Origin of the sequence: Cycloclasticus sp. P1, assembly GCF_000299965.1 — a bacterium.
GTDB classification, from domain to species: Bacteria; Pseudomonadota; Gammaproteobacteria; order Methylococcales; family Cycloclasticaceae; genus Cycloclasticus; species Cycloclasticus pugetii.
This window is the reverse complement of the sequence record NC_018697.1, coordinates 2,072,172-2,098,250: the sequence shown is the minus strand read 5'-3', so window position 1 is coordinate 2,098,250 and position 26,079 is coordinate 2,072,172. Positions and strand designations below refer to the sequence as shown.

Genomic DNA, 26,079 nt, shown 5'->3' with positions numbered 1-26,079 from the left:
TATTGCCTGGCCGGCAAACGGCTGCCGCGACTATATTCTTTGCTCTAGATAAAATAAGTTATTTAAGTAAATAAAATTCCTAACTAGTTGTTTTTTAATGTAATAAATAAATAGGCATATCAATTGCTTTGTTTTTATTAAGATTAATAAATAAAGGGTTAGATGATGCGATTTTTGTCGGTTTTTAATGTAACGCTGTTGATGTTGTTAGGTTCGGTAGTTGTGTTGATTTCCCCTAGCCATTTGTTTGCGTTGATCAATGTCCCTGGGTTGCTGGTAGTGTTAGGTGGTACTTTATGTGCTGTGATGCTTAGCAAACCGAAACATAAAGTAGTGCAGTTGTTACGCGAATTGCCTGATATTATTCAAGGGAAAGAAAAAGCGTTTCAAGGGCGTGCGGAGTTTAAACAATTGCTCCGTTGTGCGCAGTTGTATCGCTCCTCTCAACTGCGAGTGCTAGAGCAAGAAATTAAATTGGCGCAACAGCCGTTATTAAGGAAAGGCGTCCAGCTTATTCTTGATAGAACCTCGTTAGAAGATATTGATACTATCCTGCGAAAAGAGCGAGCTCGTTTGCTAGTAGTCAATCAGGAAAAATCACAGATTTTACGTTTAATGTCGAGTTATGCCCCTGCGTTTGGGATGCTAGGAACCTTACTGGGTATGATACATATGCTTTATGGTTTGGGCGATGTAGGCTTGGATGAAGTCGGTGTCACAATGGGGTTTGCTCTGCTGACAACATTATATGGTTTGGTTGTTGCTAATTTGGTATGTAAGCCACTGGCGATTAAATTGGAAAAAGTTACGGCAGAGCATGCCGCGCACCTTAATGTATTGTTAGAAGGCTTGGTGATGGTGTATCAAAAGAAACACCCTTTTGTGATTCGTGACATGTTAGAAGCACACGGAATACCAGCAGACACAAAACCTGAAACAAAAAGAGCCACCACTAAAAGTAGACTGTCTAAATTATTACCTTTAATGGCCTCTCATGTCGATTGAACGAAGGTCACAGTCTAGTGAAACGCTGCTTCCAGTAGAGGACAATGAGTCGTGGGCGGTAAGTTATATTGATCTATTGCTATTAATGGTGACACTGTTTGTTTTGCTGCTCGGGTATCAACAACAAGGCATTCAGTCGGCAGAGGAAAAGTCTCGGGCAGCTAAAGCCATGCAAATATCTCCCTCTGTTGATAACGGTGCCTTTTTAGATCAGGTTTACCTTAGTCATTTAAAAGACCGGGTGAGCGTGGTAGAAGAGCAAAATATTATTAAGCTGGCAATGAGCGATAGTATTTTATTTTTCCCTGCAGATGCTACGTTAAGCCGCTCTGGTGAGCGGGTGCTAGATGAAATAGCGCTGATGTTAAAGCAGCGCCCTTGGCATATTCTGGTGGAAGGTCATACAGATAATCAGCCGATTTCTACGCCAAGGTTCTTATCAAATTGGGAGTTATCATCTGCAAGAGCGACGAGTGTCACGCGGTATTTAATCGGTCGTGGTATTGCTCCACAACGATTAAGCGCTATTGGTTATGCAGATACTCGGCCGATAGCTAGCAATATAAAGGACGAGGGGCGCAGTAAAAATAGGCGCGTAGCGTTAGTATTACGGGTTGCTGAGTAACCTATTATTGGTGTGACCGGTTTGTTATAAAAGGCTAAACACAAAACCGATCATCGCGCCAAAAACGCCGCCCCATACCACTAACCAATCCAAATGTTCTTTAATCATTTGCTGGATAATGGTTTTGACCATATCGGGTGTCAATTCATCTAGCCTTTTTTCGACAATAGCTTCAATGTCATCGATTAAATCACCGCTGATTTGCTGAGCATTAATGCCTTCATGTATGGCGTCGATAAATGCTGGGCTTTGGGTCATCTGTGCAAGTGTTAAGCGAATCTTTTTACACACAGGTTCTTTCAAAGGGTCGAGCGCAGCAACGCCGCCAACCATGGCTAGCATGCTGCCAAAGGATGACTCGGCAATCGCATCAACCAGTCCTTGAAAGAGCTGGTCATAATCAAGCCGATCAAGAAGTGGTTCAACATTAAACAGCTGTTGGGCGGCATCTTCTTCACGCTGTAGAAAACGTTGTATATTTTCCTGCGTAAAAAATTGCCGCATGATCAGGTCTTGAATGCCGCGTTTGAACTCTTCGAAATGAGCAGGAATAATGCCAGAGCCATATAGAAAAGGTACTTTTTCGAAAAGCATATGAACCGCAATCCAATTGGTAACTGCGCCAGAAAGCGCGAAGACACCAATGGCTCTAATATTCTCAGTGTATAGCGGGGTAAAAAAACTAGCGATAATAATGCCAACTGCCAATAAATTGGTGACTAAACTTTTGTTCATAAGACAGGCTGTTTTTTTAATTGATAGGGTTTTGCTCAAAAGGTCCGCGTTAACCAACCATGTATCGGCCAGCGGTAGCAATAACGATAACACTCAGCCCAATGATAAGGTTGATGGCAATTAACAGACGAATTTGTCCTAGGCTTTTAGCCGCGCCTTCCCAGTTCTGTTCAGTAACGGCACGTTTTAATTTACGTGTAGGTGCAAAGAAGATATGCATAAAAATAAGCACCATAATGATACCCATGCTCATCATGAGGTGAACATAGGGTGCAACATATTTCATGCCGCCAAATTTATTGAAAATAAGCCAAAAACCTGTGCCAAGTAGTAGTACAACGCAAACCCAGACCCAAGGGAAGAATTTGGCAAACACAGTGGACCACAAGCTGAGTTGTTGAGGAGAATCAAGTTGGGTGGCAATACTGGGGCGTAAAACAAGGTAAGCGAAAAACATTCCGCCTACCCAAATAACAGAAGATAAAGCGTGCAGACTAATTGCTAGAGAGATCATGAGTATTCCTTTTTTATTGTGATTGAAGAGGGTGTTTAAAAACGTGTATAAGCCAATTATGTATCGATAAAACCAATGTGTCATTTAAACCAGTAAAGAGATGGTCGGCACCTGAGATTTCAACTTGACGGTTAAGAGGGTTGCTCTTAACCAGCGCTAATTTTCGCATAGGAGCGGTTTTTTTTACATTATCAAGGTCTTGGCTGCCAAAGATGTCGAGAACAGGGATGGATAAGTCCCTTAAATGTTCAGTTGCTTGAGCTTCTGGTAAGTCAGAGGCCAAGGTGGGTAAGCCAATTAGTACAAGAGCATCACAGGCTTTTTTGTCTTGTTGGGCTAGAAAATTTGTTGCCATAATGCCACCCAAGCTATGTGCTATTAATACGCAAGGGTGGTTGTCAAAGTTTTCACGCATGTAGTTTAAGGTCGACTCGATTCTAGGGCCGCTTTCTTTAATTAAAGCTAAATGATCGTTAATAGAGGCATCATCAGAAGCCATTGGGAGTTGAATGGATGCGGTGACCCAGCCCATTTGTGCCAGTTGACTACGCAATGGTCGAATGATTTGTGGTGCATTTGGGTTTGAGCCCATGCCATGCAAAATAATAATACTACCGCGCAACTGATCAGGCTCTTCATTATTAAGTAGCCCCAAAAACTCGACACTGTCGGTTTTTAAAGTCAGTATGTCGCCAATGATAATACTGTCTTTGACGTTTTCTGCGATGCGCTTTTCTCTGTCTAAGTCTGCGCAAAATGCAAAACCGCTAGCAAGTAGACCAAAACTGAATGCTAAAAAAGGTAATAGTTTTTTAGGCATGGTTGAGAAGTATTATGTGAATGAATTGAAGTGCTCATGGTGCATTAGTGTACGTAAAAAATCTAGACTAAAGCAGGTATTAGCACTGCTAATTCATACAATGGTTTTTTGTCAGATATGAAAACAGTTTTTACATGGGTAAAATACGGGCATGCAAGATCAACGGTTAATCTTTAAATTGGCTATTTCAGCAGAAAAATATTTATCTGTTTATAAAGGCCATGCGAACAAAATCTCAACCATCGCTAGCGACGGAAGACGAATAGAGTTTTCGGCAGATAATGTGCGACAGTTTTTAACGCATGATGGAATTTATGGTGTGTTTGAAATGCTTATTACTGCAGAACAAAAGTTTTTATCTATTAGGCGGTTAAGATAAGCCGCGATGTAAGGTCTATAGGGCTAATGGAGATGAAATAAAATGCAAATTCGGGTACCCTTCTTCCTTTATTAAAAAGTTGCTTAAGAAATGAAAACACCCTTAATTGCACCGTCTATTTTATCGGCTGATTTTGCTCGTTTGGGCGAAGAGGTCGACAATGTGCTATTTGCAGGCGCAGATGTCGTGCATTTCGATGTGATGGACAACCATTATGTGCCGAATTTAACCATTGGGCCATTAGTGTGTGAGGCGCTGCGCAATCATGGCGTAACTGCACCGATTGATGTCCATTTAATGGTCAAACCAGTAGACCGAATTATTCCTGATTTTGCAAAAGCAGGGGCTAGCTATATTACCTTCCACCCTGAGGCATCTGAACATATAGACCGCAGTTTAGGCCTCATTAAAGAATTAGGTTGCAAGGCAGGGTTAGTTTTTAATCCAGCAACGCCATTAAGTTATCTAGATCACGTGATGGATAAGCTCGATGTGATTTTATTGATGTCGGTAAACCCAGGCTTTGGCGGGCAAAGCTTTATTCCTTCTACGTTGGAGAAATTACGTCAAGTTCGTCAACGTATTGATGTGAGTGGGGCTGATATTCGGCTTGAAGTAGATGGTGGTGTAAAGATTGATAATATCGGTGAAATTGCCGCTGCCGGTGCAGATATGTTTGTCGCTGGTTCGGCCATCTTTAACACCGATGATTATGCAAAAACTATTGCAGCTATGCGTGAGAAAATAGCAAAGGCAGTTGCTTGAAAACATTGCGTGACAATTGCCAAACAAAGTTAGTGGCCTTTGATTTAGATGGCACATTATTGGATAGCGTGCCTGACTTAGCAAAAGCAGTGCAACTAACATTGGCGGAGTTAAATTTACCAACGCAACAACAAGACAACGTGCGTGGCTGGATTGGTAATGGCGCACGCGTACTAGTAAAACGTGCCTTGTCGGGGGATATTAATGGCGATATACCGAAAGACTTGTTTGATAAAGCCTATCCAATATTCCTAAAGCACTACGCAGATAACCTAAATACCGACAGTGAGCTTTATAATGGGGTGGAAGACACATTAGCTGCTTTCAAACGGGCAGGAATAGCTATGGCCTGTATTACTAATAAGCCAGAACAATTTACGCTGCCTTTATTAAAGGAAATAGGGCTGAGCCAATTTTTTGATAAAGTTGTCTGCGGTGATAGCTTTGAGCACCGAAAACCACACCCGATGCCACTATTAGAGACGGCGAAGTTTTTTAACGTATTACCTGAGCAGTCTATTATGGTGGGTGATTCGGTCAATGATATTATGGCGGCCCAAGCAGCTGGTTTTTATTCCATTTGTGTCAGTTACGGTTATCACGGTGAGGATGATGTGCATCAATTAGGTGCTGATGTTGTCATACAACACTTTTCAGAAATAGCACAGTTGCTGGAAAAAGCCGCATAAGAGAAGGTGCCAAATATGGGTGATGTAAAACTAATGAAAAAACGATGGCGGTTCGGCTGAATGATTTAGCAGAAGCATTAAAACCATTGATGAAGTAATTAAGAGACCGTGTGATGACACCCGAAAAATTTAAACAATATGCCGATCAGGGCTATAGCAAAATTCCCCTGATGAAAACGATTTTGGCCGACCTAGAAACCCCATTAAGCGCCTATATGAAACTGGCTAATGGGCCTTATAGTTATCTTTTTGAATCTGTACAAGGTGGCGAGAATTGGGGGCGTTACTCGATTATTGGCCTACCGTGTAACGAAGTGATTAAAATAACGGGTAACAACATTCGCTTGGAATCGAATGGTCGACTAACAAACAGCCTCAGTAGTGATGCCCCTTTAGATTGGGTGAGACAGTACGCATCGACATTTAATATACCGGATATTGATGGCCTGCCACGATTTAGTGGCGGCTTGGTTGGCTACTTTGGTTATGAGACTATTCATTATATCGAGCCAAAAGTCGCAGAAAACAGCCAGCAAAATAAAAAAGAAGACCCAATAGGCTCCCCAGATATCTTATTAATGATTTCTGAAGAAGTGTTGATTTTTGATAACGTTAACAATCAAATAATGATTGTGACTCACGTTGATCCAACGCTGGAGACTGCCTACCAAGATGGTTTGAGTCGTCTTGAAGAGCTTAGCCTTCAATTAAATACTACTGAAATACGTTCTACGTTTGGGCAAAGCCAATCACCAGCGATTGATGAGTCGGGGTTCGTTTCGGGGTTCACCCAAGAAGGCTTTCAAGAAGCGGTTAAAACGGTAAAAGACTATATCGTTGAAGGCGATGTGATGCAGGTGGTCTTATCGCAAAGGATGAGCATCCCTTATGAAGAGCCGCCAATAGACTTGTATCGTGCACTACGGTGCTTGAACCCATCTCCATACATGTACCATTTAAACTTAGACGATACATATGTTGTTGGCTCATCGCCAGAAATTTTAACGCGCTTGGAAGATGAGCAGGTAACGGTTCGACCCATTGCCGGTACCCGCCCGAGAGGTGCGACACGTGAAGAAGATGAGGCCTTGGAGAAAGAGTTGCTGGCAGACCCTAAAGAATGCGCCGAACATTTAATGTTGATTGACTTGGGCCGTAATGATGCGGGGCGTGTCTGCAAAACAGGTACCGTAGAATTAACCGATAAAATGGTGATTGAGCGTTATTCTCATGTTATGCACATTGTATCGAATGTAACAGGGCAACTAGAGGCTGGCCTTAATGCTATTGATGTCTTGGAAGCGACCTTTCCTGCGGGTACCGTTAGTGGTGCGCCAAAGGTGAGGGCAATGCAAATTATTGACGAGTTGGAGCCGGTTAAGCGCGGCATTTATTCGGGTGCTGTTGGTTATCTGTCGTGGTCGGGGAATTTAGATACAGCCATTGCTATTCGAACAGCAGTGATAAAGGATGGGCAGTTGAATATTCAGGCGGGCGCAGGCATCGTGCATGATTCTGTGCCAGAGAACGAGTGGGCTGAAACAATGAATAAAGGACGGGCTATTTTTAAAGCAGTGGCGATGGCAAAACATGGTTTAGAAGAAGGTGAAGGTTAATGGCCACATGTAAATTAGTGATGATTGATAACTATGATTCCTTTACCTATAACTTGGTGCAATATTTTGCTGAGCTAGGCGCCGATGTGCATGTTGTGCGCAACGACCAAGCGACTATTGATGAAGTAATTGCGATGCAGGCCGACCGGTTAGTGATTTCACCTGGGCCTTGTACCCCAACCCAAGCGGGTATTTCTGTTGAACTTATTAAGCAAATGGCTGGTTCTGTGCCGATTTTAGGCGTTTGTTTAGGGCACCAGAGTATTGGTGAAGTTTTTGGTGGAAAGGTTGTTCACGCAAAGAAAATTATGCATGGTAAAACATCGGATATGCACCACAATAATAGCGGCGTTTTTACTGGTTTAAGTAATCCATTTAAAGCCACGCGTTACCATTCATTGGTGGTGGAAAAAGACTCCTTACCAGACTGTTTGGAAATAACAGCATGGACGGAAACGGAGACAGGTAAAATGGATGAAATTATGGGCTTTAAGCACCGAGAGTTAGAGGTTGAAGGTGTACAGTTTCACCCAGAGTCCATTTTGACTGAACACGGGCATGATTTATTAAACAACTTTTTATACAAGGTCTGAACAATGGATATTAAACAAGGGCTTGAAACAGCTATTAACCATCAAGATCTTGCTACCGATGAGATGATCGATGTTATGCGCCAGATTATGTCAGGTGCAGCAACAGAGGCGCAAATTGGCGGTTTTCTAGTCGCATTGAGAATGAAAGGGGAGTCGCTCGACGAAATTGAAGGTGCCGCTATTGTGATGCGTGAGTTGGCAGCAACTGTGCCAGTGAGTGGTGATTTTCTAGTTGACACCTGTGGAACAGGTGGTGACGGTTCAAATTTATTCAATGTTTCAACGGCAAGTGCTTTTGTTGTGTCAGCAGCCGGCGCGAAAGTGGCCAAGCATGGTAATCGCTCGGTATCCAGTTCAACAGGTAGTGCGGATGTGCTAGAAGCAGCCGGCATCAACCTAAGTTTAACGCCAGAGCAGGTGGCTCAGTGTATTCAACAGGTGGGTATCGGCTTTATGTTTGCCCCCGCGCACCATAGTGCGATGAAGCATACTATTGGGCCGCGTACAGAATTATCTCAACGAACCATTTTTAATATGTTGGGGCCAATGACAAACCCAGCTGGCGTAAAGTCGCAGGTGATAGGGGTGTTTAACGAAGCTTTATGCCAACCTATCGCGAATGTTTTGCAGCGATTAGGCAGTGAGCGTGTGCTTGTGGTGCATGCGCAAGATGGGCTGGACGAAATTAGTTTAGCCACTCCAACACACGTCGCAGAATTAAAAAATGGACATGTTGTTGAATACAAAATAACGCCTGAAGAAATGGGGGTTGCGAGTCAAAGCTTAATTGGCTTAACGGTCAACAGTGCTAGTGAGTCACTGGCTTTAATAAACGATGCCCTGGGCTTACAAAAAACAACAGAAGGTAAAAAGGCGGCGGACATGCTTGCGCTTAATGCGGGTGCCGCACTATATGTTTGTGGTAAGTCAGACAGCATTAAGTCTGGTGTTGCATTGGCGCTTGAGACCATAAACAACGGTAAAGCTTTGCAAAAAATGGCTGAACTAAAAGAGAAAACACAAGGCTTTAAAGATGAGTGATACCCCCGACGTTCTAAAAAAAATAGTAGCGCGTAAGCACCAAGAGGTTGCCGAGAGGCTTGAGCGTTTTTCTATTGATGATTTAAAGCAGCAAATTGCACAGGCTTCGCCGGTTCGTGGTTTTGTTAAATCGATTAAGAAAAAACTGAGTAACGGTGAAACCGCGGTGATTGCTGAAGTAAAAAAAGCGTCACCGAGTAAAGGCTTGTTGCGCGAGAATTTTAACCCAGCTGAGATAGCAGCCAGCTATGAAGCAGGTGGTGCTGCTTGCTTGTCGGTACTGACCGATAAGGATTTTTTTCAAGGCTCAGAAGCGTATTTAAAACAAGCAAGAACAGCGTGCAAGCTGCCGGTTATTCGTAAAGACTTTATTGTAGACCCTTATCAAGTGTATGAGGCTCGTGCGATCGGCGCAGACTGTATTTTATTAATTGTTGCTGCGCTTAATGATGAGACATTACAGGGCTTGTATCAATTAGCTGGCGAGTTAGGTTTAGATGTGCTGGTAGAAGTTCATGATGCGGATGAGTTAGAGAGTGCGTTACGGTTGGATTTAGCCTTGATTGGCATAAATAACAGGGATTTAAGAACCTTTGACACGTCATTAAAAACCACGGTGGACTTATTGGAGCATATTCCTGATGGCATTATTGTTGTCAGTGAAAGCGGCCTGCACAAACCTGAAGACATTAGCATGCTAAAAGAGCATCAGGTGCATACCTTCTTGATAGGTGAGGCCTTTATGCGTTGCGATGATCCTGGCGAGGCCTTAAAAAGGCTAATTGCTTAGCGAGCCTTTTTTACCAAGATTGTTTTGCCGCTGACTTCAATCAATCCATCTTCGCCCATTGTTTTTAGAACTCGACCAGCCATTTCACGTGAGCAGCCGACCATTCGGCCTAGGTCTTGTCGCGTAATTTTAATTTGCATGCCATCGGGGTGGGTCATCGCTTCAGGGGCCTCGGTTAAGTCGATTAATGTTCGAGCAACACGGCCGCTGACGTCTAAGAATGCTAAACGCCCAGCTTTGCGACTGGTTTGCAATAGACGCTTGGCCAATTGGCGGCCTAGTACGGTAATAATTTCTTTGCTATCTGCTTGGAGCTCATTCTTAAGTAAAGAGTTTAAGCGGTTATAACTAATGCCCGCAAGCTGACAGGAAGAAGAGGTTTGAACGTAAACGTTTTGTTTGTCACGTGTCAGGGTCGGTTCAAAAAAACTCGCTTCGCCAAGGAAGTCTCCGCGACTTAAATTGGCGAGAATAAATTCGTGACCATCGACTTCATCGATGCATACGTAGGCGGACCCTTCAATAAAATAATATAAAGTGTTTATCTCATCGCCGGGCTGAATAATATCTGTTTTATTCGGGTATTCGTGTCGGTGGCAAAAGCGGATAAACCTAGCAAAGGTTTCATCCGACATACCAGAAAAATTAAGAAGGTTTTTTTTTGTGCTCATTCCCCAAAGTGTAACAGAGATTATTTGAAATAACCTACGTCGTAAGCCTTTTGGTGGTCGCTTTAGCAAACGTCATGTTGCTGGCTGGTTTTATGATATTCTTTGCGCCTAAAATTAAAACAAGGGTTTGAAAATGGATGTAAGAATAAAGTGGGTTGAAGGCGCGATGTTTCTTGGCGAATCAGGCAGTGGGCATACCGTTGTAATGGATGGTGCGCCAGCAAATGGAGGTAGAAATTTAGGGCCTCGGCCAATGGAAATGTTGTTAACTGGTATGGGCGGTTGTACAGCGTTTGATGTAAAAATGATTTTGGATAAAGCCCGTCAACAGGTGACCGATTGTGTGGCAGAAATTCATGCTGAGCGTGCTGATGAGGTCCCTGCGGTGTTTACTAAAATTCACGTTCATTTTATCGTGTCTGGTAAGGGCTTAACCGACAAAGCTGTTGCACGTGCTGTTAATTTATCAGCTGAAAAGTACTGCTCGGCCTCTATTATGTTGAGTAAGGCTGTTGAGATAACCCATGATTATGAAATTGTGGATGTTGCCTAATGAAGCGGCCTAATCCAACAACTGGCTTACGGCATGTTGCGTTAAATGTACAAGACTTAGTAGCCGCTGAGCATTTTTATGTTGAGTTAATGGGAATGTCTGTTGAATGGCGACCAGATGAACAGAACGTTTATTTAACCTCAGGGAATGATAACTTGGCCCTGCATGTTGTTACAGGAGAAGAGGCAGGGGTTCCAGCGTTAGACCATATTGGCTTTTTTCTGGACCGAGAAGACGATGTAGATGATTGGTTTGAGTTTTTAAAACATCATGGCGTTAAAATGAAAACTCAACCACGCAAACACCGTGATGGCGCAAAAAGTTTCTATTGTTATGATCCTAGCGGCGTAACGGTGCAAATTATTTGCCACCCGCCTTTGGTTGGTCATTAATTGTATCGATGTCGCAGGCCACTTGATGCATAGCTGATGTTAGTTTTGACAAATCAGCTGTCGTCATAATATAGGGGGGCATCACGTAGATGAGGGTTGAAAAAGGACGAACCCATACACCGAGTTCTACAAACCGGGGTTGTATCCAATGGATATCAACGGGCTGATGCAGCTCAATGACACCAATCGCGCCTTTAACACGAACCTCTTTTACAGCGCTCAGTTGTGAACAAGGCGCTAGTTCAGATTGTAATTGTTTTTCAATCCTCTGTACCGAGGTTTGCCAGGGCGAAGCCAATAAAACCTCTAAACTGGCATTAGCTACTGCACAGGCTAAAGGGTTAGCCATAAACGTTGGACCGTGCATTAAGGTTGGGTGTTGGCCTCCGCCAATACCATCGGCTACTTTGCTGGAGCACAGCGTGGCAGCGAGGCTTACATAACCACCGGTTAGCGCTTTTCCGACGCATAAAATATCAGGTGCAATTTGCGCTTGTTCGTAGGCGAAAAAGGTTCCAGTACGGCCAAATCCAGTGGCTATTTCATCCAGAATCAGTAGTACATCGTGCTCATCACACAGCTCGCGTACTTTTTTAAGATAGGCGGCGCTATAGAATCGCATGCCGCCTGCGCCCTGCACCAGCGGTTCTATAATCACGGCTGCAATAGTACCTATATTGTCTTTTAATAAATGCTCAAAATCATCAATGGCGGCTTGATCGTATGTAGTTTGGTCTCGGCAATCAGGGCTTTTTGCAAAAAGGTGTTGAGCGAGAACGTTACTAAATAGATGATGCATGCCATTATCGGGATCGCAAACGGCCATCGCACCAAAAGTATCACCGTGATAACCATTTTTAATGGTTAATAAGCGTTGTTTTTGCGGTTGGCCTAGTGATGACCAATACTGAAGGGCCATTTTGATTGCAACTTCAACGGCGACTGAACCAGAATCGGCAAAGAATACATGTTGTAAATCATCGTGGCTGATGTCGATGAGTTTTTTTGCTAAATCAACAGCAGGTTTGTGCGTTAAGCCGCCAAACATCACATGTGACATAGATTTGAGTTGGTTTTCAATAGCGGCATTTAAAGTGGGGTGATTGTAGCCATGAATGGCCGCCCACCAAGATGACATGCCATCAATCAATTCACGGCCATCTTCAAGCGTTAATCGAACGCCAGAAGCTGATTTTACGGGGAAAACAGGTGTTGGGTGGTTTAGGCTGGTATAAGGATGCCAAATGTGTTGCTTGTCAAAATTGACAAGGTCTTCCCAGTTATTGCTCATTTAAGACTAAACCCAAAAAGATGTTTTTGTCATGATTTTTGAAATAAGCCGCATGCCTTGTTTAATGGGGGCAGGTAACTCAGCCCCGCCTTGCTCGATGGCGCTGGTAGCGTGTTGGCTTTCATCCTCGTGCATCTGATTAAGGATGGCGCGTGTTTTGTGATCGGTATCGGGCAGTTTTTCGAGATGGCTCTCAATATGTTGAACAACCTGTTTCTCGGTTTCGGCTAAAAAGCCGAGACTCCATTTGTCGCCGGCTAAACCGGCGGTGGCGCCAATGGCTAAAGAGCCCAAATACCAAGCAGGGTCTAGAATGCTGGTTTTTTCGCCAAGCTGGTCAAGACGTTTGCGACACCAAACAAGATGATCATTTTCTTCTTCGGCAGCTTGGGTCAGTTTTTCTTGCACGGCCTTGTTGCGAGCAGTTAATGACTGACCCTGATATAAGGCTTGGGCAGCGACTTCGCCAGCATGGTTTACACGCATCAGTTGCGCTGATAATTTAGCTTCGTCTTCATTAAGGTCGTTATCTTCGACGGCGTCAGACGGGTTTTCTCGCCCTGTTGTTTTAGCATGCCCCGCTAAGGTTCGTAACACACGGTCGGCATGAGCAATGAGGTTGTCAGCGGTGGAGTAAGCTCTTTGCATGGTTATACCTTTAGTTGTTGTGCTAGTAATGATACCGGATGCAAGGTGGTGGTGTTAAGCCCTGCTTGTTTTAAACCAGAGCGGATATGCAGTGCGCAGCCTACATTACTGGTTAGTAAATAATCAGTTGTGTGATCTTTTAAAGGAGCAATAGTTTGATCGCGTAGGGTGGTTGCGGTTTCTTTGTGGGTGAGCATGTAGCTACCAGCCGCGCCGCAACACATTTGATTGGGTTTGAAAGAGCGGATGTTTAATTCATTGATATTAGCAAGTAGTTCAGTAATATCGGTGGTTGAGGGGTGAGCATTTTTTAAGGTGCAAGGGGTGTGAAGCCAAGCCGATGCTTTCAGTGGTTTGAATGAGAGTGTGCTTAAATAAGGCGCAATAAAATCACTGATATCAACGACTTTTTTTGATAGAGCATGGTCATATTCGGCTAAGGTAGAACCGCAACCACTGGCGACCGTAATGACGGCATCGTAGTGTGTATTATCAAACGTGTTTTGGTTGTTTTGGGCGAGCTTTAGTGCTTGCTGATGATTGCCAGCGTGTAAATCTATCGCGCCACAACAATGTTGGTTTGGGGGAATGGAAACGTCAAAGCCACAATGTTGAAGAAGGAAGACAGTATCTTCTAGTGTTTTAGAATCAAGCACCTCTGTGGCGCAACCAGTAAAGAGCGCAACGTGCCCTCGCCTTTCTGCAACCAATGTCGGGTATGTTTCGTTAAACTGATTAGAGGAAATTTTGGCGGGCAAATAAGTATTTAGTTGTAAAGGGAGTTTACTTAAACCAACTTTCTGATAAAAACGCAGAAAAAAGTTTAGGCTTTTCCTGTATTGTCCTTTGAGGCGACTAATGAATGAACGTTCTAACAGGCTCAATTTATTATGCTCGGTGGTGTTTGTGTCGCCACGAAAGTCGTTGATGAGCCTAGCATATGGTACTTTGGCGGGACACATTTGTTCGCAGGCTCTACACGTTAAGCAGTTATCAATGTGCTCGCTAAGCGTGTTTGTTAGTTCGAGATGGCCTTCTGACCAACCTTGAATGAGGGCTAGGCGGCCACGGGGTGATTCGTTTTCATTTTTAGTTAAATTGTACGTGGGGCACTGTGGTAGGCATAATCCACACTTAACGCAAAGGTCTGTATCGGTATAGTTGATTTGGTTTGTCAAAATAATAAAATAGGCAAGAGTGCGGATAATTCGTTATAATTAAACATTATATAATTTTATTTAAATAAACATTATGGTTATAAGTAAAAAACAACTGACGCATTTGAAGCGCTTAGAAGCGGAGTCTGTGCATATTATACGTGAAGTGATTGCTGAATTTGATAACCCGGCAATGCTTTATAGTGTAGGTAAGGATTCTTCGGTGATGTTGCATCTGGCACAAAAAGCGTTCTTTCCTGCCAAACCGCCGTTTCCTTTGGTGCATGTCGATACCACTTGGAAGTTCAAAGAAATGATCGAGTTTCGAGATAAGCGGGCCAAAGAAGTGGGTATGGACTTGATTGTCTATATTAACCCAAAGGGTAAGGAGCTAAACATATCTCCATTTGAACATGGCTCATCGATGCATACCGATATCATGAAAACAGAAGGCCTGCGCCAGATGTTAGATAGTTATCAATATGATGCGGTGTTTGGCGGCGCTCGTCGTGACGAAGAAAAGTCACGTGCTAAAGAACGAATTTATTCATTCCGCGATAAAAATCACCGTTGGGACCCAAAGGCGCAACGCCCAGAATTATGGGATACCTATAATGGGCGCCATCAAAAAGGGGAGTCGATTCGGGTATTTCCGTTATCTAATTGGACTGAGCTCGATATTTGGCAATATATCTACCTTGAAGGGATACCTATTCCTGATTTGTATTTTGCAAAAGAACGCCCAGTGGTTGAGTACGGTGGAACCAAAATAATGGTCGATGACGAGCGCATGCCTGAAGAGTTACGTGACAAGGCGGTGATGGAGAAGGTGCGTTTCAGGACGCTGGGTTGTTACCCGCTAACAGGGGCAGTGGAGTCTACAGCGGAAACATTGCCTGAAATTATTCAAGAAATGCTGCTAACCAAAGTATCCGAGCGCCAGGGGCGATTGATAGACCATGATGAATCAGGGTCGATGGAGAAGAAAAAGATTGAGGGGTATTTCTAATGGCTGTTGAGCAAAATAACTTGATTGCATCTGATATCGAGGGGTATTTGAAGCAACATGAAAACAAAGAATTATTACGTTTTATTACCTGTGGTAGCGTAGATGATGGGAAAAGTACGTTAATTGGACGTTTACTGCATGACAGTAAAATGATTTTTGAAGATCAGTTGGCGGCAATTAATAATGACTCTAAAAAGCACGGTACAACAGGTGAAGCGGTTGATTTGGCTTTACTGGTTGATGGCTTGCAATCTGAACGTGAGCAAGGCATTACAATTGATGTGGCATATCGTTTTTTCGCCACGGACAAACGTAAGTTCATCATTGCAGATACCCCAGGGCATGAGCAATACACGCGAAATATGGCAACCGGTGCGTCTACAGCCGATTTAGCGATTATTCTCATTGATGCGCGTTATGGTGTGCAAACACAAACACGACGTCATAGCTATATTACAAGTTTGTTGGGTATTAAGCATATTGTGGTAGCCGTCAATAAGATGGATTTGGTTGAATTTAGCGAACAGCGTTTTAATGAAATTAAAGACGAGTATCAGTCGTTTGCAAAAGAGGTAGGTATCAACTCGCCTGTGTTTGTTCCCGTGTCAGCGTTGACTGGTGATAACGTTGTTAATGCCAGCAAAAATATGCCATGGAATACCGATGCGCCGTTGATGGAGCAGCTCGATACGATTCCGCTTGAAGATACGGTAAATCTTGAAAACTTCCGCTTACCAGTACAGTACGTAAACCGTCCACACTTGGACTTTAGAGGCTTTTGCGGCACCATTGCGGCGGGTAGTATCCAGGTGGGTGATAGTATTACCGTGCTGCCATCGCAAAAAACGTCAGTGGTTAAACAGGTAATTCAGCCGGCAGTTAGTGAAAGCGAAATGAATGTTAGCGAAGCATTTGCGCCAATGGCGGTCACCTTGACGCTTGAAGATGAAGTGGATATTAGTCGTGGCGATATGATTGTGAAAACGACTGATCTTCCAGACGTCGCTGACCAGCTAGATGTCACCTTGGTGTGGATGAATGAAACGGCGATGAATACAGGGGTGGATTACCTAATCAAAAGGGCCAGTAATGTTGTGCCAGGTAGGTTTGAGCAGATTCATCATAAGGTCGATGTTAATACATTAGAAAAAATTGAAGCCAGTGAATTGCAACTCAATGAAATTGCTCGTTGCCGCTTATCGCTGAAGCAAGCGATTGCTTTTGACGCATATGCCGATGTAAAGGGAACGGGTAGCTTTATTGTGATTGATAAGTACACTCACGCCACGTTAGCGGCGGGTATGATTCAAGAGAAATCTACTGTTGCCGCAAACGGGCAATCAGCAAAAGAATACAGTGCTTTTGAAAAAGATTTAAATGTATTGATTAGACAGCACTTTCCCGAATGGGGCTGTCGATCGATTGATGATTTGCTCTCGTAAAGAATCACTTGGTGTTAGTCACTGCATGGAAGCAGGGCTCATAATCCGGCTTGCGAAGGTCGATAAGTTAACGAAAATAGTTAATGAAAATTCTTAGGGATAGGACGTAGAATACACGGATGTATAAAGAAACGAATAAGCGCTCTCTTATCAAAGGGGTGACGTGGCGTATTGTTGCGACAACAACAACGATGCTGATTGTCTACGTGTTTTTTGGTCGACTGGATCTTGCTATTGCAACGGGGTTGCTGGAAAGTGTTTTAAAAATTGGACTTTTTTGGCTGCACGAAAAGGCTTGGCTAAAAGTGCGCTGGGGGAAAAAAAGAATAGAGCCTTTTAATCTTTGGTTTACCGGCTTACCACTGAGTGGCAAAACGACCATTGCTGATAAAGTTTTTGAGCAACTTGAAAAGCTTGATATCCCCATTGAGCGGATAGATTCAAAAGATATTCGGGACCTCATCCCGAATATTGGTTATACAAGGGACGATAGAAATCGTCATATGCACCGTATTGGCAACCTTGTTTGTACCTTGCAGAACAATTCAGTGTCAACTGTTGCCTCGTTTGTTTCACCGTATAAAGAATCACGCAGAGCAATTCGTGAAATGGTCAGAAATAATATTATTGTTTACGTAAAGGCAGACATCGAAACGTGTAAAAAGCGTGATCATAAGGGTGCTTACGCAAAAGCCTTAAGTGGGGAGTTTAAAAACTTTCCTGGCGTCGATGAGGTATATGAGGAACCTGAGCATGCCGAAGTAGTCGTTGATACGGATGCTTTGTCAGTTGACAAGTCAGTTGAAGTAATTGTTAAGTACGTTAAAAAGCATTACATCAAATAAGGGTAAATAAATGAGTACAAACACGGTATGGCATGAGCATCATATTAGTCAAAAGCAGCGCTCTATTTTAAAAAAACAAAAACCTTGTATTTTATGGTTTACCGGCTTAAGCGGTAGTGGTAAATCAACGGTTGCTAATGCAGTAGAAAATCAACTGTTTGCGATGAAGAAGCACACCTATTTGCTCGATGGCGATAACGTGAGGCAAGGGCTTAATAAAGGACTTAGCTTTAGTGAAGAAGATCGAATAGAAAATATCCGCCGCGTAGGTGAGGTGGCTAACTTGTTTTGTGATGCAGGCTTGGTTGTCGTTACTGCGTTTATTTCCCCGTTTGCTAAGGACCGTCAAATGGTGCGAGATATGGCCATGCAAGGCCAGTTTGTGGAGGTGTTTATTGATGCACCATTAGAGGTTTGTGAGCAGAGAGATCCTAAAGGGTTATATAAAAAAGCGCGTGCAGGAGAGATTAAAGACTTTACGGGTATCGACTCACCTTATGAGGTGCCGGTAAACCCTGAGCTGCATGTTGTTAACGACGGCATTAGTATTGAAGAGGCGGCTACGGAAGTTGTGGCTTACCTTAAAAAGAACGCATATATTTAAAAATGTTAGATAATATAAACATAGAAGACATTGTGGCACTCGCAAAAAAAGCAGGTGATGCCATTATGGATATTTATCAAAAAGATTTTGAGGTTGAGTTTAAGGCTGATCAATCGCCACTGACTGAGGCCGATACGGCGGCGCATAAGATTATAGAACAAGGCTTAAAAGAGCTGGATCAAAAGAATAATAGGCTAATCCCCTTGATGTCAGAAGAAGGCAAAAATATTCCTTATCAGGATAGAAAGGATTGGGACTACTTCTGGATGGTTGACCCTGTAGATGGTACTAAAGAATTTATCAAAAAAAATGGTGAGTTCACCGTCAATATTGCCTTAATAAATCAAGGCATGCCTGTTTTAGGCGTGGTGTATGCGCCAGCGCTGGGGCAAATGTATTGGGCTAAGCAAGGCGAAGGGGCCTTTAAAGACGGGCAGGCTCTACCGTTAAAACGAGCTGAGCAGCGCGATAGCTATAAAGTAGTAGCTAGTCGTTCGCATCTGTCTGATGAAACAAAACAATTCATTGATGAGATAAAAACAGAAAAAGTCAAAGAGCTAGTATCCATTGGTAGTTCTTTAAAGCTTTGTCTCGTTGCAGAAGGTGAAGCTGACATTTATCCAAGACTAGGACCAACAATGGAATGGGACACGGCTGCGGCACACGCGGTTGTTTTATGCGCTGGAATGAAGGTATGTGAGTTTAATAAGGGTGGGATCTCAAAACCGCTTGTATATAATAAGCAAAATTTACTGAATCCTTTTTTTATTGTTTCATCCATTAGCTAACAAATAAACTTATATGGCTTACTATAAACAGCATGTCTTTTTTTGTACCAACCAGCGAAGCGATGGTCGTGCATCTTGCCAAGACCATAATGCACAAGAAATGCGTGATTATTTAAAAAAGAAAGTTAAAGAAGCAGGCCTTGCAGGACCAGGTGGTGTAAGGGTTAATAATGCAGGGTGTTTAGATCGCTGCGGTCAAGGCCCTGTGCTGGTTATTTACCCCGATGGAGTTTGGTATCAATATAAAACCGAAGAAGATATTGATGATATTTTTGAAAGTTGTATACGCAAGAGCCGTGTTATTAAAGAGGGGTTAAGCTAATGATTGTCTTCACGTTTTTTTGTATAAAGCAGCATTTAAAGTGAGTATATCAAATGGTGTGTTTTTTGAATTATTCGCTATAAAGTGGAATGAATTATATGAAAAGTGAGTTATCTAAAGCTGTCCTTCAAAAATTAAGTAATGGGGGGGCTTTCTTTTTCATGTTTTCAAAATTTTTACTGAGGCTGGATTGCAAAGACTTTACATTAGGTGTGATGTATCAGTCTTTAATGCAGGTGTTAGCTCTTATAGCGGCACTTCTTCCTATTAAGATACTTTTGTTTCTTGCGCCTAACCGTCCTGTGCCAGAAGTTGTAGCTGATTTTTTTCACAACAAGGAAGAGTTTGTAATTTTTTTATGTGTTTGTATGTTTATATTTATGTGTTTAGCGTATTGGTTTTCAAAGTTAGTAACCAAAATTGCTGAGAAAAAAGTTCGTAAGATTGTTGCTAAATCAAAAGAAGACAATATAAAAATAAAGGAAGTGACAAGCATAGTTAATACTTGCATGTTAGTTTGTTCATCAAGTGTGTTATTTATATTGTTTGTCGGGTTCGAGCTAGTTGTCTATAGGGACCTAGTGTATATTTTACTGGTTGTGTTGCTGGTTTCTTTTACTGTTTTGTTGGCGGAAAAGAACGGTAAGCTTTCTGTATTTCAAGCAAAGGTTGTTCCTCCTTATAAATTATTTAGGGGGATAGCAAGGTTTCTATTCATAGGTTCATTTTTATTTATTGTTTATGATGTGCTTGTTAATGAAGTAAACCGAAGTTTTATAGAGTTAATTGTAGGGTTGGTTTTGATTAGGCAGTCTAGCATGTTAGTTGCTTCGGTTTGCTCTTCTCTTGTAAAGCTTGACAAGCCCCTAAACTTGATGTTTAAGCTGGGGGTTCCTAAATGAAAGGGTATGTTTCAGATGATGGGAGAGTTGGCTACTGTTTTTTCCCCAAAGTTGCATGCACAACTATTAAACGAGCACTCTATGAGTTAGAAAATGGGGTAAAGTTTTCTAGAGAGCTGGTTGGGTGTCATGTACATAAGTATACAAGTAAAAGAAAAGTCGCGATAATTGATCAGTGCGAAAGGCGCTTTGTTGTGATAAGGGACCCGATTAAACGATTCTTATCAGCATATTCTAATAGGGTTACGTTTCATAATGAGTTGAGTGAAAATGCTCTGAGGAAGTTTTTAGAAAATAATAAAAATATTAAAATTCCTTTCTATAATCCCACATTGGATCAATTTATAGAGCATTTTGATGTTTATTATAAAGTGGAGACGATTTTTCATCACGCTCGGCCTATGGTTGAGTTCTTAGATGGGGAAAATTTAAGTTTTTTTTCAGATGTATATAAAATGGAAGATTTGCACGCTTTTGAAGTGGAATTGTGTAATGTGTTTGGGAAAAGTGTTTCATTTGACCGTACTCAAACAGGCGGGGTTAAATTCACGTTAAAAGAACTCAGTGAGGTTCAAGTTCAAAGGCTGCTTAGTTTCTATCAAAGAGATTATGAGTTACTCCGAGGTTTCTACTCAGAGGAGGCGGTCTGGGATGAGTGGGGGAAAGAGCATAACAAACCCTTGTCACAAAAAAAATGAGGAGGGTAGTTAATAATTCGGCTATACAGGTGCCTATGGTTTCGGTGTTGCTCCCCGTTTATAACGCAGAAAAGTATATTTGTGACTCCATTGATAGCATTCTTTCTCAAACATATAGAAACTTTGAATTAATTGTTGTCGATGACGGTTCAACGGATAATACAAAGGAAGTTGTAACCAAGAAGTTTGATGACGATAGAATACGGTATCTTGCTTTGCCGGATAATGTTGGGATAGTGGATGCGTTAAACATAGCTCTTGCAAAGTCAGAGGGTAAGTATCTTGCGAGAATGGACGCAGATGATATCTCTCACCCAGAGCGTTTCTCGCGACAAATTAAGTTTTTGGAGGCGAATTTAGAGTATGTTGCATGTGGGTCCTCAATAACAATCGTCGGCGATAAAGTTTCACCATATAAAGTTGTGTACCCTAAAGCGCATGAAGAAATAATGTCAGCACTGTATTTGTTTCACAGGAGTATTTCACACCCAGGGGTTATGATGCGGTCTGACACCATTAATAAACACCATATTCGTTACTCACGAAAATACCCGCATGCAGAAGACTACATGCTGTGGAAAGAGCTTGCTGTTTATGGAAAGTTGCATAATCTAGCAGAAAGTCTTCTTTTTTATAGTTACCATGATGAGCAGGTTTCATCGGTTCATTATGAAGCTCAAATGGCCAGTAGTAGAGATATTGTTAGTGAATTTCTTAGTGAATTTTTGGATAACGAGAGCTTAAAACTTCAAAACCAGAGTTATATCAACTTTCTTGTTCACGAAAAGCATAACGAAAATTATGTGTTGCCTGCTGTAGAGGCCAAAACAGCTATGCAGGATTTGTTACGTTATACTAAGAAGTGCACTGATATTGATACTAAATATGCGAAAAAAATTATACTTTACAAATATTGTTTAACCAGTTTTCACTATAGATATTCCTTATTTATAAAAGTCAGACGGTGTTTTTACTGTTTTTGTGCAAGCCCTATTTTGATGATAAAGACATTAATGGAAAATTACCGACATTTTTTCAAAAAGAAAAAAGATAAAGTTAAAAAGATGCAAGAAGCTTTATAAAGTTGGCGTTCACTAAGGAGGAGTCATTGAAGTTACACTTGCACTTAGGTGCCCATAAAACGGCGACAACACATTTTCAAAAAGTACTTGAGGTAAACCGCCATTTATATCGGCCTGACATTAGCTATGTCAGTATGGAAGAGTTTCGGCGCAATCTAAAATGGAAGAGTGGGAGAGTTGATTTTGAAGTTTGTGGGCTATATTTGGATGAAATTAAAGAATTAAATTCAACAGTAATTATTTCTGAAGAAAATTTGATAGGAGAGTCCACTGATATTTATAAAGATTTATTTTTATACTCACGCTTAAAAAGAAGGGTGGGTAGCCTAGCAAAATTTACGCAAAATTTTGATGAAATTGAAGTGTGGTTCAGTGTTCGGAGTTTGGATAGTTTTTTGCCATCGATTTATTGTGAAGCGCTTAGGCATCATCGATTTAAAAAGTTTAAAACGGTTTATTCGCAAAACTATAGTCAAACATGGCTTCGAGTCGTTAAGTCTATCCGTCAAGTTTTTCCAACAGCCAGGATCAATGTTGTGCGCTATGAAAACTATGTGTCAGTTTTGCCTTCAATAATAATGAGGGTTTTTGGTGATAATGAGGGTTGGGACTTTTTACATGAAGAAAGGCCTCGGTCATCAATGAATCATTTTGCATGTCAGTTGATGCCCTTAATCAGTTGGGGGCTTTCTGCCAAAATGTCATCTAGGGCAGTTCAGGGTGTTTCCAACTTGTTGGATGGGAACAATATGGGGTATAAATTTGCGCCTTTTAATCAAGTGGACATAGATAAGTTTCGTAGTATCTACGAGCGAGATATAAAGGCTATTAAACAAATGGAGCAGGTGGTTGTTTACTAGGATTCAAAAGGTTGAAGGATTTTATGTGTAAGGTAAAGGTTAGTGTTGTTATTCCTGTGCATAATACGGAGGAGTATCTAGAGCAGTGCTTGGATTCGGTTTTAAGTCAAACACTTGAAGATATTGAGGTTATTGTTGTGAATGACTGCTCTCCTGATGGTTCAGCGGAGATTATAGATCGTTATGTACAAAAGGATTCACGGATCGTTAATGTAAAACATGATGTGAATAAGGGTTTGCCTGAAGCACGAAACAGTGGCGTTTTAGTTGCTCAAGGCCAATACCTTGTTCATTTGGATAGCGATGATTATTGGTGTGATAAAACTGCGTTGCAGACGCTATATCGTGTAGCAGAAGTAGACGAGTGTGAAATCCTAAGGTTCAATGGGTTGCATTACTCAAATGGTAAGCATTATCAGTTGCTTATAGCGCCGGAAAATGTTGTTAACGGAACATTTCAGAATCATGAGTTTTGGAATTATAGGTCCATTTTTTTGTATTTTTTTAAAAAAAGCTTTTTAGATAAATGGGGCTTACAGTTTATGCCGGGCCTTACGCTGGGGGAGGATGCTATATTCATATCTTCAGCACTTCCGCTGGCCAATAGAATTTCGTCTATCCCTAACGCATTTTATGCTTATAGAGTGGATAATTTAAGCTTAATGCGTAAGCATTGGGGGTTTATTAACTTTAAGCAAGAACAAGAAGCATCACGAATTGTTTCAAATAATATTGAGAATAACCAAGAGGCACATAGAAAATACTGGTCTTTTCGGTTAAATCATTATTGGAGTAAAAAGTTGATGGCTAGGGCCTTTAACGATTTAAGCGTTAAAGAAAGGATGGAGTATATGAAGTTTGTTTCTGATGTGGTAGGTGATTTAGATGGTGAGGATTTGTTAAATAATGCGTCGTTGTCCCCAGTTGGAAAAAAAGTGTTGCGTCTATTGTTGGCAAAAGACTTGGGTTCGTTGGAAGAGTATTTAAGTCGATTCGCAACTAAGCAGGGAGCTGACTCCAGTTTAAGTAGTATTAGAAAGCGACTTGGCTATCTCAAATGGAGAGGAAAAAGTCTGTCAAAAAAAGGTTATAAAAAGTTTAAACGGTTGAGTGGTAAAGTGACGGGGAAAATTGGGCTAAGGCGAAGGCTCGCGCGCTATCGCTTGCAGGATAAAATCTTTGAAAATGATGAAGGCCTTTCGAGCTTTAATTTTACTTTAACAAAGAAAGCTAAGCCGCGTGGAGTAAGTGCCATGCTTCGGGTGAAAAATGAAGAGGTGAATATTGTTAGCTGCTTAGAGTCGATTGTAGAGTGCTTTGATGAAGTTGTAGTTATAGATAATGGCAGTACGGACGGGACGGCTACATTGGTTGAAAACTTTCAAATTGGACATCCTCTAGGTCAACGAGTTAGCTTGCATGAGTATCCTTTTGAAGTGGCAAAGTGTGGTAAAGAGCATCAAGAAACAAAGGAGAGTTCGTTAAGTAGCCTCGCGTATTACTATAACTGGTGCGTAAGTCGCTGCCAATACAACACAGTCTGTAAATGGGATGCTGATATGCTGTTAAGTTCTAGTATGACTCAGCGCGAGATATTTAAACGCTATACCCTTAGGTTGGCTCACTCAAGGCGCCTTCTTACAGGAAGCCTTCCTGTTCAAACGGTTTATAGTGATAAGGAGGGCCATAAATTCATTGCAGAAAATGAAATTAACCAAGAGATAAGGTTCTTTCCTAATTGCCCAGCTGTTTTTTTTGTAAAAGCCTGGGATTGGGAGAAGTTGCATATGGAGTTTCCTATTCATAATAAGGCATTAAGAGCACAAGTAGCTTACGAATTAAAAGACGTTAAACAAGATGAGTTTTCACATTGGTCTACTGGGACATTTACAGGCGAAAGGAAAGTTAAAGAGTATAGGAATTTTATGTATATAAAAAAATTAATGCATTTGGATGATCAAGAAGGTTTTATTAAGATGAATGCTTTATGACGCTTATGTTTGTTAGGGTGTAAATTCTTAGTTTATTAATTATTTTATATTGGAAATGAAATGCGAAAACTTTATCTACATATAGGCATAGAAAAGACAGGGACAACGTCTATTCAGCAGTTTTTGGATCAAAATAGGGTGGTCTTGTCTGATAACGGTTACCATGTCTTAGAGTGTGGGGGTAAAAAAAACCAGCGGGCAATCCCATCTTATTGCATGCTGGAGAGTGAATTTGATGACTTCTTTTTAGATAGGAAAATTGATACTAAGGAGAAGAAGGAGGAGTTCAGAAAAGGGTTGTATGAAGCATTAAATAAGGAGATGGCTTCCTTAGATGGCTCTATACATTCTGTGATTGTCACTAGTGAGCACTTCCATTCAAGGTTAAGGGAAATAAGTGCTGTTAAGAAATTTAAAGAGTTAATCGACGGGCACTTTTCTGACATTGAAATAATTTGTTACATTAGGGAGCAGTCGGCTTTAGCATTATCCAGTTATTCAACCTCAATTAAATCGGGCTCTTTCGTTGATTTTGAGTCGTATTTGCGTAAATGCTCGCCAGACAATACCTATTATAATTTCGAGAAGCTATTGGATCGTTGGTCAACAGTTTTTTCTTCAGACTCATTAAATGTGCGAATTTTTTCAAAAGATGAGTTTTTTAATAATAATCTAATAGATGACTTTTGTGTAGCGATTGATCAGAGTCTACTCTCTTGCACTAATAGGGAAGTCAGTGTTGCCAATGAATCATTTTCAAACATAGGATTAATGATTGTGCGCGCAATAAACGCCCAAGTTGGGAGGTATGATAATAATGGTTTCGTTAATAAAAATAGAAAAAAAGCAGTTGAACGGATATCAGAATCCTTTAAGGGGAATGAAAATAATATAACTTTTGAACAATATAACAATATTCAAGCATTGTTTAAAAAATCGAACGAAGCAGTAAATAAAAAATACTTTAATTATCGTGATAACTTGTTTATGTATGCACCTCCGTTGGAAAGTGGTTCTCCTGTAAAAGAAGAACAAGTTAATGCGCTTTCGGAGGTAATTGAAAGTTTAACTGGTAAGACTTTAGTTTCGGATCAAGAAATTAATCTTTATAGAGATGCGGCTCTTTTGTTAGAAAATATTGATATCCATAAAGCCTATGAGCTGATGCAGTTGGCGCAAAATAAAAGGCCTAATGGGCCGCTCATAAATCGTAAAATGGAAGACTATAAAAAGAGACTTTGATGGAAAGGTG

General features: G+C 41.5%; 30 protein-coding genes and 1 pseudogene. 23 read left to right on the top strand and 8 right to left on the bottom strand.

The window, feature by feature from the left end; all coding sequences use genetic code 11:
• Window positions 1-162: 162 nt before the first annotated feature.
• On the top strand, window positions 163-1,005 hold the full coding sequence (locus Q91_RS10165; RefSeq protein ID WP_223253213.1) for a motility protein A: 843 nt from the start codon (window positions 163-165) through the stop codon (window positions 1,003-1,005).
• Window positions 995-1,630 (top strand): OmpA family protein, encoded by a 636-nt coding sequence (locus Q91_RS10160; RefSeq protein WP_015006810.1) that lies wholly within the window; start codon window positions 995-997, stop codon window positions 1,628-1,630. The genes Q91_RS10165 and Q91_RS10160 overlap by 11 nt, the downstream gene beginning before the upstream one ends.
• 24 nt (window positions 1,631-1,654) lie before the next feature.
• Here Q91_RS10160 and Q91_RS10155 read toward each other — a convergent pair whose 3' ends face one another.
• From Q91_RS10155 to Q91_RS10145, 3 genes are read right to left on the bottom strand one after another with little or no spacing between them, the layout of a single operon-like run.
• The gene (locus Q91_RS10155; protein ID WP_015006809.1) at window positions 1,655-2,365 is read right to left on the bottom strand and encodes a DUF445 family protein; all 711 of its coding nucleotides are present in this window, start codon (window positions 2,363-2,365) and stop codon (window positions 1,655-1,657) included.
• A 49-nt stretch (window positions 2,366-2,414) separates the two neighbouring features.
• On the bottom strand, window positions 2,415-2,879 hold the full coding sequence (locus tag Q91_RS10150) for a CopD family protein (protein WP_015006808.1): 465 nt from the start codon (window positions 2,877-2,879) through the stop codon (window positions 2,415-2,417).
• A gap of 13 nt (window positions 2,880-2,892) precedes the next feature.
• The gene (locus Q91_RS10145) at window positions 2,893-3,699 is read right to left on the bottom strand and encodes an alpha/beta fold hydrolase (RefSeq protein ID WP_015006807.1); all 807 of its coding nucleotides are present in this window, start codon (window positions 3,697-3,699) and stop codon (window positions 2,893-2,895) included.
• 151 nt (window positions 3,700-3,850) lie between these two features.
• Here Q91_RS10145 and Q91_RS10140 point away from each other — a divergent pair, with 151 nt between their 5' ends.
• The 7 genes from Q91_RS10140 (at window position 3,851) to trpC (ending at window position 9,572) form a co-directional block, all read left to right on the top strand.
• On the top strand, window positions 3,851-4,078 hold the full coding sequence (locus Q91_RS10140; RefSeq protein ID WP_015006806.1) for a DUF2835 domain-containing protein: 228 nt from the start codon (window positions 3,851-3,853) through the stop codon (window positions 4,076-4,078).
• A gap of 90 nt (window positions 4,079-4,168) precedes the next feature.
• Window positions 4,169-4,843, top strand: a complete 675-nt coding sequence (gene rpe, locus Q91_RS10135) for a ribulose-phosphate 3-epimerase (protein WP_015006805.1) — start codon at window positions 4,169-4,171, stop codon at window positions 4,841-4,843.
• A complete protein-coding gene (locus Q91_RS10130; RefSeq protein WP_015006804.1) occupies window positions 4,840-5,532 on the top strand; it encodes a phosphoglycolate phosphatase in 693 nt (230 codons plus the stop codon). Before rpe ends, Q91_RS10130 begins: the two co-directional genes overlap by 4 nt.
• Window positions 5,533-5,645: 113 nt before the next feature.
• Entirely contained in the window at window positions 5,646-7,148 is a 1,503-nt protein-coding gene (gene trpE / locus Q91_RS10125; RefSeq protein ID WP_015006803.1) for an anthranilate synthase component I, read from the top strand.
• Window positions 7,148-7,741 (top strand): aminodeoxychorismate/anthranilate synthase component II, encoded by a 594-nt coding sequence (locus Q91_RS10120; RefSeq protein ID WP_015006802.1) that lies wholly within the window; start codon window positions 7,148-7,150, stop codon window positions 7,739-7,741. Before trpE ends, Q91_RS10120 begins: the two co-directional genes overlap by 1 nt.
• A gap of 3 nt (window positions 7,742-7,744) precedes the next feature.
• Window positions 7,745-8,782, top strand: a complete 1,038-nt coding sequence (gene trpD, locus Q91_RS10115; RefSeq protein ID WP_015006801.1) for an anthranilate phosphoribosyltransferase — start codon at window positions 7,745-7,747, stop codon at window positions 8,780-8,782.
• A complete protein-coding gene (trpC, locus tag Q91_RS10110; protein WP_015006800.1) occupies window positions 8,775-9,572 on the top strand; it encodes an indole-3-glycerol phosphate synthase TrpC in 798 nt (265 codons plus the stop codon). The genes trpD and trpC overlap by 8 nt, the downstream gene beginning before the upstream one ends.
• Here trpC and crp read toward each other — a convergent pair.
• Window positions 9,569-10,243: a cAMP-activated global transcriptional regulator CRP gene (gene crp, locus Q91_RS10105; protein WP_015006799.1), complete on the bottom strand. Its 675-nt coding sequence runs from the start codon at window positions 10,241-10,243 to the stop codon at window positions 9,569-9,571. The genes trpC and crp overlap by 4 nt on opposite strands.
• 133 nt (window positions 10,244-10,376) lie before the next feature.
• On the opposite strand from crp, the gene Q91_RS10100 reads away from it, so the two are divergent.
• Together Q91_RS10100 and Q91_RS10095 are read left to right on the top strand one after the other, a co-directional pair.
• Window positions 10,377-10,796 (top strand): OsmC family protein, encoded by a 420-nt coding sequence (locus Q91_RS10100; protein ID WP_015006798.1) that lies wholly within the window; start codon window positions 10,377-10,379, stop codon window positions 10,794-10,796.
• Window positions 10,796-11,188, top strand: coding sequence for a VOC family protein (locus Q91_RS10095; RefSeq protein ID WP_015006797.1), 393 nt, complete (start codon window positions 10,796-10,798; stop codon window positions 11,186-11,188). Before Q91_RS10100 ends, Q91_RS10095 begins: the two co-directional genes overlap by 1 nt.
• Here Q91_RS10095 and bioA read toward each other — a convergent pair.
• The 4 genes and pseudogenes from bioA to Q91_RS11870 form a co-directional block, all read right to left on the bottom strand.
• On the bottom strand, window positions 11,157-12,479 hold the full coding sequence (gene bioA, locus Q91_RS10090) for an adenosylmethionine--8-amino-7-oxononanoate transaminase (protein WP_015006796.1): 1,323 nt from the start codon (window positions 12,477-12,479) through the stop codon (window positions 11,157-11,159). The genes Q91_RS10095 and bioA overlap by 32 nt on opposite strands.
• A gap of 6 nt (window positions 12,480-12,485) precedes the next feature.
• Entirely contained in the window at window positions 12,486-13,127 is a 642-nt protein-coding gene (gene coq7, locus Q91_RS10085) for a 2-polyprenyl-3-methyl-6-methoxy-1,4-benzoquinone monooxygenase (protein ID WP_015006795.1), read from the bottom strand.
• Window positions 13,128-13,129: 2 nt separating this feature from the next.
• Window positions 13,130-14,089, bottom strand: coding sequence for a (Fe-S)-binding protein (locus tag Q91_RS10080; protein WP_015006794.1), 960 nt, complete (start codon window positions 14,087-14,089; stop codon window positions 13,130-13,132).
• Between the two features lie 42 nt (window positions 14,090-14,131).
• A pseudogene (locus Q91_RS11870) lies at window positions 14,132-14,305 on the bottom strand (4Fe-4S dicluster domain-containing protein); the annotation flags it as partial.
• Window positions 14,306-14,378: 73 nt separating this feature from the next.
• Here Q91_RS11870 and cysD point away from each other — a divergent pair.
• The 12 genes from cysD to Q91_RS10020 all read left to right on the top strand — a co-directional run bounded on the left by cysD (window position 14,379) and on the right by Q91_RS10020 (window position 26,069).
• A complete protein-coding gene (gene cysD, locus Q91_RS10075) occupies window positions 14,379-15,293 on the top strand; it encodes a sulfate adenylyltransferase subunit CysD (RefSeq protein ID WP_015006793.1) in 915 nt (304 codons plus the stop codon).
• Window positions 15,293-16,735: a sulfate adenylyltransferase subunit CysN gene (gene cysN, locus Q91_RS10070; protein WP_015006792.1), complete on the top strand. Its 1,443-nt coding sequence runs from the start codon at window positions 15,293-15,295 to the stop codon at window positions 16,733-16,735. Before cysD ends, cysN begins: the two co-directional genes overlap by 1 nt.
• A gap of 119 nt (window positions 16,736-16,854) precedes the next feature.
• Window positions 16,855-17,580 (top strand): adenylyl-sulfate kinase, encoded by a 726-nt coding sequence (cysC, locus tag Q91_RS10065; RefSeq protein WP_015006791.1) that lies wholly within the window; start codon window positions 16,855-16,857, stop codon window positions 17,578-17,580.
• A gap of 10 nt (window positions 17,581-17,590) precedes the next feature.
• Window positions 17,591-18,184, top strand: coding sequence for an adenylyl-sulfate kinase (gene cysC / locus Q91_RS10060; RefSeq protein WP_015006790.1), 594 nt, complete (start codon window positions 17,591-17,593; stop codon window positions 18,182-18,184).
• Window positions 18,185-18,186: 2 nt separating this feature from the next.
• Window positions 18,187-18,972 (top strand): 3'(2'),5'-bisphosphate nucleotidase CysQ, encoded by a 786-nt coding sequence (cysQ, locus tag Q91_RS10055; RefSeq protein WP_015006789.1) that lies wholly within the window; start codon window positions 18,187-18,189, stop codon window positions 18,970-18,972.
• 13 nt (window positions 18,973-18,985) lie between these two features.
• Complete coding sequence (locus Q91_RS10050) at window positions 18,986-19,294, top strand: ferredoxin (RefSeq protein WP_015006788.1); 309 nt, start codon at window positions 18,986-18,988, stop codon at window positions 19,292-19,294.
• 98 nt (window positions 19,295-19,392) lie between these two features.
• A complete protein-coding gene (locus Q91_RS10045; RefSeq protein ID WP_015006787.1) occupies window positions 19,393-20,196 on the top strand; it encodes a hypothetical protein in 804 nt (267 codons plus the stop codon).
• The gene (locus tag Q91_RS10040; protein ID WP_015006786.1) at window positions 20,193-20,894 is read left to right on the top strand and encodes a sulfotransferase family 2 domain-containing protein; all 702 of its coding nucleotides are present in this window, start codon (window positions 20,193-20,195) and stop codon (window positions 20,892-20,894) included. The genes Q91_RS10045 and Q91_RS10040 overlap by 4 nt, the downstream gene beginning before the upstream one ends.
• 35 nt (window positions 20,895-20,929) lie before the next feature.
• Window positions 20,930-21,976, top strand: a complete 1,047-nt coding sequence (locus Q91_RS11440) for a glycosyltransferase (RefSeq protein WP_015006785.1) — start codon at window positions 20,930-20,932, stop codon at window positions 21,974-21,976.
• 26 nt (window positions 21,977-22,002) lie between these two features.
• Complete coding sequence (locus tag Q91_RS10030; protein WP_015006784.1) at window positions 22,003-22,836, top strand: hypothetical protein; 834 nt, start codon at window positions 22,003-22,005, stop codon at window positions 22,834-22,836.
• A 23-nt stretch (window positions 22,837-22,859) separates the two neighbouring features.
• Window positions 22,860-24,827: a glycosyltransferase family 2 protein gene (locus tag Q91_RS10025; protein WP_015006783.1), complete on the top strand. Its 1,968-nt coding sequence runs from the start codon at window positions 22,860-22,862 to the stop codon at window positions 24,825-24,827.
• Between the two features lie 60 nt (window positions 24,828-24,887).
• On the top strand, window positions 24,888-26,069 hold the full coding sequence (locus tag Q91_RS10020) for a hypothetical protein (protein ID WP_015006782.1): 1,182 nt from the start codon (window positions 24,888-24,890) through the stop codon (window positions 26,067-26,069).
• Window positions 26,070-26,079 lie beyond the last annotated feature (10 nt).